General features: G+C 36.1%; 15 protein-coding genes, 1 other RNA gene and 2 pseudogenes. 8 read left to right on the plus strand and 10 right to left on the minus strand.

Features of this window, described 5'->3' with window-relative positions; translation table 11 throughout:
• Nucleotides 1-301 precede the first annotated feature (301 nt).
• The 7 genes from ACFFIS_RS04645 to ffs form a co-directional block, all read right to left on the minus strand.
• Entirely contained in the window at nucleotides 302-496 is a 195-nt protein-coding gene (locus ACFFIS_RS04645; protein ID WP_320380839.1) for a sigma factor G inhibitor Gin, read from the minus strand.
• A 111-nt stretch (nucleotides 497-607) separates the two neighbouring features.
• Nucleotides 608-874, minus strand: coding sequence for a pro-sigmaK processing inhibitor BofA family protein (locus ACFFIS_RS04650; protein ID WP_320381516.1), 267 nt, complete (start codon nucleotides 872-874; stop codon nucleotides 608-610).
• Nucleotides 875-1,013: 139 nt separating this feature from the next.
• Nucleotides 1,014-1,232: a YaaL family protein gene (locus ACFFIS_RS04655; protein WP_390186353.1), complete on the minus strand. Its 219-nt coding sequence runs from the start codon at nucleotides 1,230-1,232 to the stop codon at nucleotides 1,014-1,016.
• Nucleotides 1,233-1,244: 12 nt separating this feature from the next.
• Nucleotides 1,245-1,841 (minus strand): recombination mediator RecR, encoded by a 597-nt coding sequence (gene recR, locus ACFFIS_RS04660; RefSeq protein ID WP_390186355.1) that lies wholly within the window; start codon nucleotides 1,839-1,841, stop codon nucleotides 1,245-1,247.
• Nucleotides 1,842-1,853: 12 nt separating this feature from the next.
• The gene (locus tag ACFFIS_RS04665; protein ID WP_320380835.1) at nucleotides 1,854-2,174 is read right to left on the minus strand and encodes a YbaB/EbfC family nucleoid-associated protein; all 321 of its coding nucleotides are present in this window, start codon (nucleotides 2,172-2,174) and stop codon (nucleotides 1,854-1,856) included.
• An 84-nt stretch (nucleotides 2,175-2,258) separates the two neighbouring features.
• Nucleotides 2,259-3,947, minus strand: coding sequence for a DNA polymerase III subunit gamma/tau (gene dnaX, locus ACFFIS_RS04670; RefSeq protein ID WP_320381515.1), 1,689 nt, complete (start codon nucleotides 3,945-3,947; stop codon nucleotides 2,259-2,261).
• Nucleotides 3,948-4,191: 244 nt separating this feature from the next.
• Nucleotides 4,192-4,456: signal recognition particle sRNA large type (gene ffs / locus ACFFIS_RS04675), an RNA gene on the minus strand.
• A gap of 235 nt (nucleotides 4,457-4,691) precedes the next feature.
• On the opposite strand from ffs, the gene ACFFIS_RS04680 reads away from it, so the two are divergent.
• Nucleotides 4,692-5,441, plus strand: coding sequence for a class I SAM-dependent methyltransferase (locus ACFFIS_RS04680; protein ID WP_320380834.1), 750 nt, complete (start codon nucleotides 4,692-4,694; stop codon nucleotides 5,439-5,441).
• Between the two features lie 73 nt (nucleotides 5,442-5,514).
• Here the strand turns inward: ACFFIS_RS04680 and ACFFIS_RS04685 are convergent, their stop codons facing one another.
• Nucleotides 5,515-5,772, minus strand: coding sequence for a hypothetical protein (locus ACFFIS_RS04685; protein ID WP_390186358.1), 258 nt, complete (start codon nucleotides 5,770-5,772; stop codon nucleotides 5,515-5,517).
• A gap of 588 nt (nucleotides 5,773-6,360) precedes the next feature.
• Between ACFFIS_RS04685 and ACFFIS_RS04690 the strand changes: the two genes are divergently transcribed.
• The 5 genes and pseudogenes from ACFFIS_RS04690 to ACFFIS_RS04710 form a co-directional block, all read left to right on the plus strand.
• Complete coding sequence (locus ACFFIS_RS04690) at nucleotides 6,361-7,032, plus strand: hypothetical protein (protein WP_390186360.1); 672 nt, start codon at nucleotides 6,361-6,363, stop codon at nucleotides 7,030-7,032.
• Between the two features lie 214 nt (nucleotides 7,033-7,246).
• Nucleotides 7,247-7,900: a class I SAM-dependent methyltransferase gene (locus ACFFIS_RS04695; RefSeq protein WP_320380832.1), complete on the plus strand. Its 654-nt coding sequence runs from the start codon at nucleotides 7,247-7,249 to the stop codon at nucleotides 7,898-7,900.
• Between the two features lie 140 nt (nucleotides 7,901-8,040).
• A pseudogene (locus ACFFIS_RS04700) lies at nucleotides 8,041-8,169 on the plus strand (IS1595 family transposase); the annotation flags it as partial.
• 303 nt (nucleotides 8,170-8,472) lie between these two features.
• The gene (locus ACFFIS_RS04705) at nucleotides 8,473-9,288 is read left to right on the plus strand and encodes a class I SAM-dependent methyltransferase (RefSeq protein WP_390186405.1); all 816 of its coding nucleotides are present in this window, start codon (nucleotides 8,473-8,475) and stop codon (nucleotides 9,286-9,288) included.
• 37 nt (nucleotides 9,289-9,325) lie between these two features.
• Nucleotides 9,326-9,673, plus strand: a pseudogene (locus ACFFIS_RS04710) (GNAT family N-acetyltransferase); the annotation flags it as partial.
• Between the two features lie 172 nt (nucleotides 9,674-9,845).
• Here ACFFIS_RS04710 and aac(6') read toward each other — a convergent pair.
• A complete protein-coding gene (gene aac(6') / locus ACFFIS_RS04715) occupies nucleotides 9,846-10,280 on the minus strand; it encodes an aminoglycoside 6'-N-acetyltransferase (protein ID WP_320380829.1) in 435 nt (144 codons plus the stop codon).
• Between the two features lie 230 nt (nucleotides 10,281-10,510).
• Nucleotides 10,511-10,969: a tRNA adenosine(34) deaminase TadA gene (gene tadA, locus ACFFIS_RS04720; protein ID WP_390186362.1), complete on the minus strand. Its 459-nt coding sequence runs from the start codon at nucleotides 10,967-10,969 to the stop codon at nucleotides 10,511-10,513.
• 144 nt (nucleotides 10,970-11,113) lie between these two features.
• Here tadA and ACFFIS_RS04725 point away from each other — a divergent pair, with 144 nt between their 5' ends.
• Nucleotides 11,114-12,400, plus strand: coding sequence for a glycoside hydrolase family 18 protein (locus ACFFIS_RS04725; protein WP_390186363.1), 1,287 nt, complete (start codon nucleotides 11,114-11,116; stop codon nucleotides 12,398-12,400).
• A gap of 91 nt (nucleotides 12,401-12,491) precedes the next feature.
• Nucleotides 12,492-12,869, plus strand: a complete 378-nt coding sequence (locus ACFFIS_RS04730) for a tyrosine-type recombinase/integrase (protein WP_390186364.1) — start codon at nucleotides 12,492-12,494, stop codon at nucleotides 12,867-12,869.
• The last annotated feature ends 480 nt before the right edge of the window (nucleotides 12,870-13,349 follow it).

Here is a 13,349-nt window from a genome sequence, read left to right on the forward strand (position 1 = left end):
TAACAATAATATACTGAGTAAATGTTATAAATAATGATGCCACACCGATTTTTATGAAATCCATACAAATTCTCCCTTGTCTTTTTATTAGATTAGTATGAAGTAAATTTATGTTATATCTAGTTATATTAATCGTCAACTAATAAAAAAACATGATTTCAAAACGAGACTATCCTTTTCTTATGTTAGAAAGTATTACGTTTTAATTAAATTTTAATATACATGGGAATACAGCCTTTATAAAATACAAAAAACCTTTGCAAATACTTCTTGCAAAGGCCCTATATGATGTCCATCATATCTATGAATATAATGTTGGTTGATTAATATTTTTTAGTTTTTGTAAATAATAGCGATATTTCTCTTCTCTTGGTTCCGTGTGAATCATGTTGTACTCACACTCGGAACAGATAAACATATTATATAAATGAATGCCTATATTCTTCTCTTCCTCACATATTCCACAACGATGTATATGCATAATTGGTGTTTCCATTTTTCCCACCTCCAGTAATCTAGTATCCCCAAATTACTAGAACATATACATTACTCTTTGAAACATTTTTCAAAGAATAGAGAGAAAATGGAGGAATGATGATTTTAAGTACTAACCGATAATGAATAAATGAATTGCAGTTAGAGATGCCATTCCAAATAATCCTAAGAACCCAGTAATGATGACGGTAAATATATTTATTGGAATATGCAAGCCGAACGAACCACCGATCACATTAAAGAAAAATAGTAATAAAATGCCTATCCCTAGTTTTATCATAGATTGTCCAATAAATCGCATAGGTTTTACAGGAGCACCAACAAATAAAAGAATAACAATTAATATCACCATGATAGAAATGACCAATGTAGAACTCATCGCACTTATAGAACCCATTGTTTCACAACTCCCTTTTCTTTCTTCTTTATATGATTATGAATAACCTATCTAAAAAAGAACAAAAAAAGGACAAGATGGAAAGTTCCACCTTGTCTTTTACAGCAGTCAATCTCATAATCTAGTTATATTGCATGGCACTTATTTGTCTATACTTTGCCTCTTGCAATAAATAAACATATTTTGCCTGTGAAATTGCAACTCTATTTTCACCGTCAAATGTTGGCTCGATACTTTTATCTACAATAGATTTAATCTGTTTCCATTCTTCGCCTACCCTGAAGATAGCCTGAAGTAATTCCTCATCGACTTCTTGTCGTCTCTTTCTACCTTTTCTCAAGCCGCTCACCTTCTACAATTCTCTTCTACCCTCAAGTGCTTTCGATAATGTTACTTCATCTGCATATTCTAAATCCCCACCAACAGGAAGTCCATGTGCAATTCTTGTCGTTTTAATACCTGAAGGCTTTACTAATCGCGAAATATACATTGCTGTTGCTTCCCCTTCAATATTTGGATTTGTAGCTAAAATAATTTCCTTTACCTCTTCATCCTTTAATCGATTGAGCAGAGATGGCACATTAATATCTTCTGGACCTATTCCATCCATTGGTGAAATAGCACCATGGAGTACATGGTATTTTCCATGATACTCACGCATTTTCTCCATTGCAATGACATCTTTCGGATCTTGAACGACACAGATAACCGAGGCATCCCGACTTGTATCTTGGCAAATGGAACATGGGTCTTGATCGGTAATATGACCACATACAGAACAATGTGTAAGTTGCCTTTTCGCATTAACAAGCGATTGGGCAAATTCCATCACATCGTCGTCGTCCATCGTTAATACAAAAAAGGCAAGACGTGTAGCTGTTTTAGGTCCAATACCTGGCAACTTTGAAAAGCTATCAATTAATTTTGCAATGGGTTCTGGATAATACATTTTGCGTTCCCCCTAGAACATTCCTCCACCAGGTAAACCTTTAGTAAATTGGCCCATTGTATCGTTTGTTTTCTGATCTACTTGGTTTAATACATCATTTGTTGCAGCTAAGATAAGATCCTGAAGCATTTCAACATCATCTGGATCAACGACTTCTTCTTTTATTTCAACGTCTAAAATTTCCTTTTTTCCATTTGCTTTAACAGTAACCATTCCGCCACCTGCTGAAGCCTCAAATTCCATTTCAAAAAGCTCATCTTGTGCTTTCATCATTTTCTTTTGCATTTTTTGCATTTGTTTCATCATGTTACCCATATTTCCCATACCTTTCATGGAAAACGCCTCCTTAGTATTTGTATATTTAGGTTATTTACATATGTTCATTATTTCATGTTTTGGATGTTTACTCCAACCGCTTTATTCATGAACTTGAATAATATCTTCACCAAACAATTTTTGGGCCTCCATCACAAGCGGGTCATCTTTCTTCTCTTCACCACCAGGATCAGCCTGTTCTTGCTTTTGGACATATTCACTGCGTAACTTTTTCCAATCTTGAATTGGAATAGGAATAATGGAAGCAGTGTGATTCAAGACAGTTGCTAAAACTGATTCCACTAATTGCTTATTGTCCAAGAATAAAGAGCAATGTATTTCATATTTAAATGCAACAACAATATGATCGTTTGAAGCAGCAACTGGCTTAGAGTCTTGTATTGTTGCATGAGCTGGAGCACTTGTTGCTTTTAATTGATTTAAAAATCCTGCCCATTGCGTTTGGACATTTTTTAATGCTTGCTTTTCTGCCTCTTGCAATGTTTGGCGGATTCGCTCAAATGGAATTTTATAACTATTTTTTGATGAACGCATTGTCCTTCGTTTTGGTTCACTCGTTTGTGTTTCCTTTGCTACTGGTGCTTGCTTCAATACCGCAAGTTCCTTTTCTAATGCAGTTAATTTTGCTGTAACCTGCATCAGTGCGTCTGAGTCAATATCTGTAGACTGAGCAGTGACCGTTGTTTCATAACGGTTTGTAATTGCAATGAGGGTAATTTCAATAAATACCTTTGGATGATTTGTCCATCTTATTTCTTGTTGGCATTCATTTAGTTTTAACATGGCATGTTGAATCCATGCTTCTGTTACATGAGCGGTTAATTCCTTAAATGGCTCATCAATTGCTGCCCGCTCTAAAATTCCCTCAAGCGAAGGAGCACTTTTATACAATAATAAATCACGCAAAAAGTAAATCATATCATAGACAAATCTTGCTGGGTCTTTCCCGTTTTGAATTAACGTATCAAGCAATTCCAAAGCTTGCTTCACGTCTTTTTCAAACATTGCTTGTACAATTTCCGTAAGAATTTGTTGTGAAACCCCACCTGTAACAGCTAAGACATCGTCTAACTCCACAACATCATCACTATAGGATATTGCTTGATCCAATATACTTAGCGCATCACGCATGCCACCTTCTGCTGCTAAAGCTACAGCATCTAGCGCTTCTGGTGTTACGGATATTTGCTCTTGTTCCACAACATATTTCATACGATCAACAATCGCTTGATTTGAAATTGGCTTAAAATCAAAGCGCTGACAACGTGAAATAATCGTGAGCGGAATTTTATGTGGTTCAGTTGTTGCCAATATAAAGACAACATGTTTTGGTGGTTCTTCTAATGTTTTTAAAAGTGCATTAAACGCATTAACGGAAATCATGTGTACTTCATCAATAATATATACTTTATAAGGAACGACACTCGAAGCATACTTTACATTATCACGTATTTCCCGAATATCATCAACACTCGTATTCGATGCAGCATCAATTTCAATGACATCAGAAATAGAACCGTCCAAAATACCGCGACAAGCTGCACATTCATTACATGGTTCTTTAGCTGGAGCATGTTCACAGTTTATCGCTTGTGCAAAAATCTTCGCTGCACTTGTCTTTCCTGTTCCACGTGGTCCTGTAAAAAGATAGGCATGCGAAAATTTATCCTGCATCATTGCATTTTGCAATGTACGTGTGATATGTGATTGACCAGCAACATCTGCAAATGTTCTTGGACGCCATTTTCGATATAATGCTTGGTAGCTCATATTCTTCGTTCCCTTCATCGTTTCTATGTTATTATAGCTTATTTTCATAGTAATTGTGAACCAATTAATTTTTCCTATAATACGTACATCATCTATTTGAATTTGCTTGGTATATATCACGTTATATGTTAGCGAGGAAATAAATGGAGTATTTCCAAAGTGAGGATTCATTCGTATATAAAAATAAACCCTTTTTCACATTTTGTTTGTAAAAAAGGGTTAAGCTATTATTTTAATATGTATACCGTGCACCCGCAATCGATGGGACGACCCTATGCGTTACTTAAGTTCATGGCTCAGCCTAGGTGACCCTACGGCACACAAGAGTGACCACTTACTGCTGCTTCCTTCCGGACCTGACAGGGTTCGTGGGTTCCTGTTGCGTAGGACCTAAGCGTCAACACCAATCCCTTAAGGCAGACCATAAAATCGCCCACCTCAATTGGGAATTCAGCCTCGCTATAGCGGATTGCGAGTACAGGGCACCGCTACCTCCCCGCCTAGCACGGTACTAATCATTATACGTGCTTTGAGATAAAATTGCAATGGATTTTTGCTTTTGGTAAAGGTTTCTAAGATAAATTTGATTAACATTTGATAACGATTGCATTTATTCTCCCTTTTAGATTTAATAGAGATAGGAATTTTCCTAATCTTCATTATGGAGGTATTGTATGTTCCTTTTATATCTAATCCGCTAACCAGTCCAGTTATCTAATTTTATTAAAAGGGAGATGTTTTCCAGTGGAATGGGTTAAGGATTTTTATGATAAACAATATCATTACACAAAAGTAGACCAGCCAAAGCCTGGAATTGATACGTACCATACAGAGTTAGTAATGAAATTAGAGTCTTTAGCAAACCAGCCTTTATCAAGTCTTTTAGAATTAGGCGCGGGTTCTGGCGAAGTTGCAATGGCTGCAGCTCAAAAAGGGTATGATGTGACAGCTATTGAATTAGTTCCTGCTTTAGTTGAGAAAATGAACGAAACAGCAAAAATGTATTCCTATAAAGGCACATTCACTAGTATTTGCGGCGACTTCTATAACGTTGACTTTAATGAAAAGTTTGATCTTGTTTACTATATCGATGGATTTGGTGTCGGGAATGATGAGGATCAAAGACGTTTACTAAAACGCATAAACAGTTGGCTTACACCTAATGGTTGTGCATTAATTGATATTTATACACCATGGCATTGGTCCAAACATGCTGGGCAAACGATGGAATTTAGAAGTTTTTCTAGAAAATATGATTATGATTTTTCAGGTGCAAGAATGCTTGATACGTGGTGGACTGCTAGTACGGAGCCGATCACACAATCATTACGTTGTTACGCACCTGCAGATTTATATATGCTATTAGAAGGGACAGGGCTTAAAATTGCAGACGTCGTACCAGGTGGTTCGATGAATTATGAAACATGGGAATTTAAAGAGCATGCACCGCTAGATGAGGCGATGAGTTATATGGTAAAACTTGTAAAAGGATAGACTATGCATAAGCCTAACACTACTATTTAGTGTTAGGCTTTAACAGGTATTTTCGTTACGTAATTTTCGATGCCTAACCTTTTTTTTTCGTATGATACATGGATAAAGAAAATGTTATAATGGATAAAATGAAACAAAAAATGCCGATAATCAAAGGAATATATGTAAAACTGTCTATCAAGTTCCCCGAAGTTGACCATGATGATTCTCCAATGGGTTTTGAAATTCTCACAGCGATTTGTTCCCCGTTATAGCTAATTATTAATAATAAAAGACCCATCAGGAAATAAAATCCAGAGCTTTGAAATATTCTTCGTATCGCTTTTTCCACTAACAACTCCTCCTTACGGAATTTTACCTTTTTAGCGTAACATCGTGTTGTGTACAGAAAACTTTGCTATCAATAGAATACAACATGATTATGTTAACATCAATAGTACTACACTATAAGTCCTTTTTTAATATTTATACCTTTTCGAAAGGGAAGAAGTTAATAAATACGCTATTGTATAGTTGCTGTTTTTCCCCGAACATTCTTTTTGATAGGGTAAATAAATAGTGCTATATTCCTTCTTTCTAGTACACTTAACACAATTACATATCTTTAATATATAATTTATTACACAATATAAATTAAATTTGCAAGCAAAAACACCTTAAAATAAATATTTCCCAACATGATGGAAAACTGGAGGCGATTTATATCGAAAACGTGTCGTAATGAGTCGAATTATGTAGGGAATTCATATGAGTTTCCCAACATCGCAAATTTTTATTTGTGTTATCATTAATTGTATAAATAATGTGAGGAGTGTAAAGAATTTAATAGAAAAATTTACTTGGTTTTGAAGACGGTTTTTGTCACAACCTCTATTAAGAGAAGATTAATAGTTTAATAGTAACGAAGGGGGAGTTTTTTATGAAAACAAATTTATTTAAATTTATTTTAAGTTCTTTTTTTGTATTATGCCTTTTTCCAGTAATTACTTATGCCGAAACAGATGAGCCAACGGTGACATTTGAAAAACAGGAATTAAAAGAAAAGATTACCCAAGAAACTTTGGATTACTTATTAGAACAAGCTGATGGTGAGGATATTATAATACACGATGTTTATGAACCAATAACAGATTTAGTGGATTACAATTTATTGGTGCCTGATTTAGGTGTTCAACCCAATGCAATCTGGCATTCCTATTCCATAACCTCTAGAGTATTTTCGCATAGGGCGCCTTTAGCTGCACAGCTTTATGCATCTGTTCCTCGTGGTCAGACTCTTACATTATCAACATCATTCACTAGCACTAATAGTCTAAGTATCGGTGGCGGTATTCCTGTAGGGGCAAAAGGGGAAATTACAGCCACGTTTGGAACAAATAAAACTAAAACTATTAAGAAAGGCATTAAATTGAAAGGACCAGGCAAATCTTATAAATATCGACAATATTATATTACTAGGTTCCAAGATCACGGTACCTTTAAATTGATAGAAAAGAACATTTTTACAGGTGGTAAAAAGACTTACAAAAAGTCATATGCAAAGCCTTCATCTCAAGATCCATTTGTTAATTGGTCCAGAGATGTAAAATAATATTAGAATAAGTGAATAATAGGCAAATTTTATGCTCTATAGGGAAGTTCACCTTCCAAATAAATCATGATTTATAAAAGGACGAATGCGCTTTTATTATATATTACTGTATTGCCCGACTTGATAGTATTTATCTTTTTATGATAAACAACATCATTACACAAAAGTAGACCAGCCAAAGCCTGGAATTGATACGTACCATACAGAGTTAGTAATGAAATTAGAATCTCTAGCAAACCAGCCTTTGTCAAGTCTTTTAGAATTAGGCGCAGGTTCTGGTGAAGTTGTAATGGCTGCAGCTCAAAAAGGGTATGATGTGACAGCTGTTGAATTAGTTCCTGCTTTAGTTGAGAAAATGAACGAAACAGCAAAGATGTATTCCTATAAAGGCACATTCACTAGTATTTGCGGCGACTTTTATAACGTTGACTTTAATGAAAAGTTTGATCTTGTTTACTATATCGATGGATTTGGTGTCGGGAATGATGAGGATCAAAGACGTTTACTAAAACGCATAAACAGTTGGCTTGTACCAAATGGTTGTGCATTGATAGATATCTATACACCATGGTATTGGGCCAAACATGCTGGACAAACAATGGCGTTTAAAAGTTTTTCTAGACGTTACGATTATGACTTTTCAGGTGCAAGAATGCTTGATACATGGTGGACAACAAATGAAAAGCCACTAACACAGTCTTTACGATGTTACGCACCAGCGGATTTAAATATGTTATTAGATGGCACAGGATTAAAACTAGTTGATGTTGTTCCCGGTGGTGCAATGAACTATGAAACATGGGAATACAAAGAAAATGTACCTTTGGAAGAAGCAATGAGTTATATGGCAAAGCTTGTAAAAATATAGATGTAAATAGACTAGAACATAAGGGTCAGACACCCTCATTTAATTTACGATAATCAGTAATTGAGGGGTCTGACCCTTTTTATTTTGGCTCTGTTAAAGTTAGTTGTTGATTATTGATTTTTAGGAGCGAATGCTCTGTAATTTACCAATTCAAATCTGATGGTAAAATTCGTACGAAGAGGCTTTACCACATCCAAAATGTAAATAATTATCATAGGAGACTAAAAGATATTATAATCCATAGACGCCACCTCCCTTCTAGACATTTGATCTCTAAAGAAGGTTATTGGTGCGCCACCCCTCATGCGAAGCTTGTCTATAAAATTAAATCGTAACATATTTCAATCAATTTATATTAAATTTTCTAAATGAACAAAATAAATTCAATTAAGACAATCAGGTTATTTTAGCATGGATTGTTCCACAAAGGGCGCATTTGCCTAATAGTGGTATTCGGTTATCGGGCAAGTTTGTTAAATAAGGAAATCTCTTAACTTAAAGATTGTAGTGTTAAGATAGTCTTGAAACATATTAAAGATAACCGTAAATCTGGAGGTATGACATTGAAACCAATGAAGTTAAGCGAATCTACAACAACGTTTTTATCTACATATAAGCTATTTGAAGAAGATGAAATTCAACAAGTCCAGTTACAACATCGATTAGACTTAGTAAAGGAATTCGGGATAAAGAGAGGTATGAGTATATTAGAAATTGGCTGTGGTCAAGGCGATACAACGGTAGCATTAGCGGACGCAGTGGGGGAAGCTGGAAAGGTTATCGGAATTGATATTGCCAGTCGAAATTATGGAGCCCCTTTGACTTTGGGACAGGCAACAGACCTGATTAAAAAAACTAAATTGGGAGAGCGCATTACATTTAATTTCGAAATGGATTTTGAGACATTTGATTCAAACGAAGTGTTCGATATAGCAGTGTTATCCCATAGTTCTTGGTATTTCAAAAGGCCCGAAGATTTATTCCGTTATTTTAAGAGGTTGCGAAGAGTGGCTAAACGTATATGCTTTGCGGAATGGGATATTGACTTTAGACATATAACCCAACGTGCCCATTTTTGTGCAGCCTCCATTCTGGCTTTATACTCTACATTCGTAAACAATGATGGAAATATACAAAACTTGTATCACAAAGTACAAATTCGAGAGTTACTTAAAAAGGCAAATTTTCATATCGAAAAGCAATGTACCATTAATGCCATGTATTTGCAGGATGTAAAGTGGGAAAAAAGTTATGCGAATAGTATTCGTGATGAGTTCACCAAATCTCCCCTAACGATACAATCAATGGTCAACGGTTACTATGAACTGATGAATACCTCAAATGACAATGAGCAATCATTATATGTGCAAGGTGATAAAACCTTGTAAACACAGAACTTATGCTAGATCAAATCAACTTCTACGTATTGCACATATACTTTTATCCAAAGTGCCAATTGATAATGGCAATCAATAGACAAAATCATTAGCACTTGCACCTGTTTCTGTCTTACCCGATTATCAGAATAAGAGTATAGGAAAGTCCTTAATATAGAAGGCATTAGCAAAAGCAAAGGAGTTAGGATTTCAGTCAGTTGTTGTATTAGGTCATCCAAAATATTATCCGAAGTTTGGCTTTAGGAAGTCATCCCTGTGGCAAATTAAGGCACTATTTAAAGTACCCGAAGAAGCATTAATGGCTATTGAATTACAAGAAAGTTCCCTTGATAATGTTTCTGGTGTAATTGAATATCCAAGTGTCTTTTTTGAATAAGGTATTCAATTAACGGGCGCTTTAGTGTAATAAAACATTATGACTAATTAGAACCTCCAAAAATGGAAGTTCTAATTTTTACTTTAAATCAACAATTAACATTAAAATAGCCTTTATTTTAAACCTATAACTAGAGTTTGGTTAACATGATGCCCCTTGCATTGTATGACACTTATAACTCCTTTTTAAAGCAAATAATTCGATTGGCCTCGTGAAATCCTAATTTGAGATGCATTGCCAAACTTTCCTCATTTTCCAATTCACAGTCACTAGCAAATTCACGACACCCCTTTTCTTTAGCCCAATTTTCACAGGCGTTTACTAAACTTTTAGCGATACCTTGTTTACGAAAGGCCGTTTTTACAAAGAGTCCCTCCAAATATCCTACCGGACTTGAACTTGTTCCCTCCACATAATCATATCGCAACTGACATTGCGCAAACCCGACTACATCATCTTCATCATAAGCTAATAGTACTTTGGCATCAGTTTGGGCAATGAGATGGGTGAACTCCTCCGTAAATTCTGCTAATGTATGACCTGGCCAAAGCAGTAAGGCAAGTTGTGCAGCTTCCTTTACATCCTGTAATGTCGCCTCTTTTATCATATAAGACCTCCGAAATTTGATAGTAATTATATCCTTTATCAATACGTTAAAGCGTTTGTCGCCACACGCTACATATAAAAACTGGTCGAAAAAAACTAGCTATTCCTATTCTTAATCGTAAATACCTCAAGCGAGTGACGGTGTCATGTCCAGTAAGCTTTCCTCCTTTTTTGCCTTTTATTATCATCCATCTATACATGACGCACCCACAAAGACAATCTACCTATTACCTAATTTTTCCTTTTCCGCAACTCTCGGAAAAACTCAGTCAACAATGCACTACATTCATCTTTTAATACACCAGATTCTACTTCTACTTGATGATTGAATCGATTATCATCTAATAAATTCATTAGTGTCCCTGCACAACCTGCCTTTGGATCTGGGGCGCCATAGACAACACGTTTGATTCTTGATTGGACGATAGCACCGGCACACATCGGACATGGCTCTAGTGTGACATATAATGTACAATCTTCTAACCGCCAACTACCAATTTCCTTATTTGCCGCTTCAATGGCAATTAACTCTGCATGTGACAATGTTGTTTGGGATGTCTCTCGTATATTATATCCTGTTGCAATAACTTCTTCGTTATATACAATAACTGCGCCAATTGGCACTTCATTTATTTCTCTTGCCTTATATGCTTCATCAATTGCTAACTTCATAAATCTCTCTTCGTTCATGTTATCATTTCCTTATCTTCTAACTTTTTGTTGATCAACTATTTTCCCATTCTGCCATTCCTCTATTGTAAACAAATCATAATAGGTAACGTACAAGAATACAATGTAAATAGCAATTCAAAATTTATGTAAGGAGGGAATTCTGTGCAGATCCATGTTGTAAAACAAGGAGATACAATATTTAATATTGCGAATACATATGGAACAACATCCAATGCAATTATTGATGCAAATGAGCTCGATACACCTAATCAGCTTGTTATCGGGCAAGCACTTGTTATTCCGATTATCGGACAATTTTACACCGTTCAACCTGGTGATAATCTTTATACAATTGCTCAAAGATTTGGCTTATCTCCCGAAGAACTCGCTCGTATCAATAATATACCAGAAACAATGAATTTATCAGTTGGCTTACGTTTATATATTCCGCAACAACCTAGACGAGAAATAACTTCAAATGCATATATTGAGCCGTATGGTACAACTGTTTCTGAAGCACTTGTGAACGCCGCAACAAAACATACACCAAATTTAACTTATTTGGCACCATTTAGCTTCCATGTAAATCGTGATGGTACACTCCAACCACCTCCATTAGATAATCTTCGACAAATAGCAAATAACAATAACACTGCACTCATGCTCGTTGTCACAAACTTAGAAGAAGGTGCTTTTAGTCAAGAACTCGGACATATTATACTAACCGTTCAAGCTGTACAAAATAAATTACTAGATAGTATTGTCAATACAGCCCAAAATCTAGGATTCCGTGACGTCCATTTTGATTTTGAATTTTTACCAGCTGATGATCGTGATGCGTACACTGCGTTTCTGCGTAAGGCAAAACAAAGGCTATCACAAGCAGGACTCTTAATATCAACTGCACTTGCCCCAAAAACAAGTGGAACACAAGTTGGTCAATGGTATGAAGCACATGATTATCAAGCTCATGGAGAAATTGTTGATTTCGTTGTGCTCATGACATATGAGTGGGGATATAGTGGTGGTCCACCGATGGCCGTTTCACCAATTGACCAAGTAAGAAGAGTCGTAGAGTATGCTACATCAGTCATGCCTGCAAATAAAATTTTACTAGGGCAAAATTTATATGGATATGATTGGACATTGCCTTTCGTTCCTGGTGGCCAGTATGCACGTGCCATAAGTCCACAACAAGCCATCCGAATAGCACGTGAGCATCACGTTGCCATTCAATTTAATACAACTAGCCAAGCACCATTTTTCCAATATACAGATGCACAAGGTAAACAACATGAAGTTTGGTTTGAAGACGCAAGGTCCATTCAGGCAAAGTTTGATTTAATAAAGGAGTTCAATTTAAGAGGAATTAGTTATTGGAAGCTCGGTCTAGCCTTTCCACAAAATTGGCTGTTGCTCCGTAGTAATTTTACAATTAAGAAATTATAAAGCACAAAGTACACTATAAGACGTTGTTAACATATAAAAATAGCAAGGGGAATATATACATCCTCTTGCTATTTTTATGCAGATAAAAAAAGTGAAGAAGAGCAAAGATTATGAAAACCACAATTTAATGATTACCACGTATTTAGGTACTCATGTGCTCCCTTCGAATTTAGGTAGGGCATTTAGACGTTGTTTAGATACCGTAGAAGTAGATAAGATTCGTTTCCATGATTTACGGCATACACATGCTAGTATGTTATTCACATTAAGGGTACATCAAAAAGTTGTGCAAGAAAGATTAGGGCATTCATCTATAACTGTAACCTTGGATACCTATTCCCATATGTTATCAAACATGCAAGAAGCCGTTGCGGAAAGTTTGGAATCTGCATTCAAAAAGGAGTCTGAAAAAGAGCCAAAAATAACGAACGAACGCTCCGTTCAAACCGCCGTTGTGACCACTTTGTGACCAAATGTCTTTTTTGCAATAAAAATAGCAGGGGGAATATATACATCCTCTTGCTATTTTTACTGCCTCTAAGTAAACGCCCCCGGCAGGATTCGAACCTGCGACACACGGTTTAGGAAACGTAGTTAAACACGTCCATTAGGCGTAAACCTATATGTATGCTTATTCGGTGGCTTTACGATAAATCACACGGTCTAGCCGTTGTCATTCCGTCCTATTTCGATTAGTTAAAAGTATTCTACCGCAAATCGACGAATAAAACAAGGTAGACGTTACGTCTATAAGGAAATAGCTAAAAACGCGCTCATGCCCGGTAGTATGCGGTTAGTGCGTTTCCTAACGATTTTCTACTCGAGAAACATTCCTAGAATACTGTTCGGAAATAAAAAAAAGGCGAGGAAAGCCGTTAAGCCTTCCCCGCTAATTATCCGCTCGCTGGCGGACGTTCCTGCGGTTGCTCCTCCGCCGGGCAAATACGGC

The sequence above is a fragment of the Paracerasibacillus soli genome (assembly GCF_042432965.1).
GTDB classification, from domain to species: Bacteria; Bacillota; Bacilli; order Bacillales; family Amphibacillaceae; genus Paracerasibacillus; species Paracerasibacillus soli.

What these genes read in the sequence shown, in the direction of transcription:
- ACFFIS_RS04645 (WP_320380839.1), bottom strand. Translation starts at nt 496, where the DNA reads ATGGAAACACCAATTATGCATATACATCGTTGTGGAATATGTGAGGAA.
- ACFFIS_RS04650 (WP_320381516.1), bottom strand. Translation starts at nt 874, where the DNA reads ATGAGTTCTACATTGGTCATTTCTATCATGGTGATATTAATTGTTATT.
- recR (WP_390186355.1), bottom strand. Translation starts at nt 1,841, where the DNA reads ATGTATTATCCAGAACCCATTGCAAAATTAATTGATAGCTTTTCAAAG.
- ACFFIS_RS04665 (WP_320380835.1), bottom strand. Translation starts at nt 2,174, where the DNA reads ATGAAAGGTATGGGAAATATGGGTAACATGATGAAACAAATGCAAAAA.
- dnaX (WP_320381515.1), bottom strand. Translation starts at nt 3,947, where the DNA reads ATGAGCTACCAAGCATTATATCGAAAATGGCGTCCAAGAACATTTGCA.
- ACFFIS_RS04690 (WP_390186360.1), top strand. Translation starts at nt 6,361, where the DNA reads ATGAAAACAAATTTATTTAAATTTATTTTAAGTTCTTTTTTTGTATTA.
- ACFFIS_RS04695 (WP_320380832.1), top strand. Translation starts at nt 7,247, where the DNA reads ATGAAATTAGAATCTCTAGCAAACCAGCCTTTGTCAAGTCTTTTAGAA.
- ACFFIS_RS04705 (WP_390186405.1), top strand. Translation starts at nt 8,473, where the DNA reads ATGAAGTTAAGCGAATCTACAACAACGTTTTTATCTACATATAAGCTA.
- tadA (WP_390186362.1), bottom strand. Translation starts at nt 10,969, where the DNA reads ATGAACGAAGAGAGATTTATGAAGTTAGCAATTGATGAAGCATATAAG.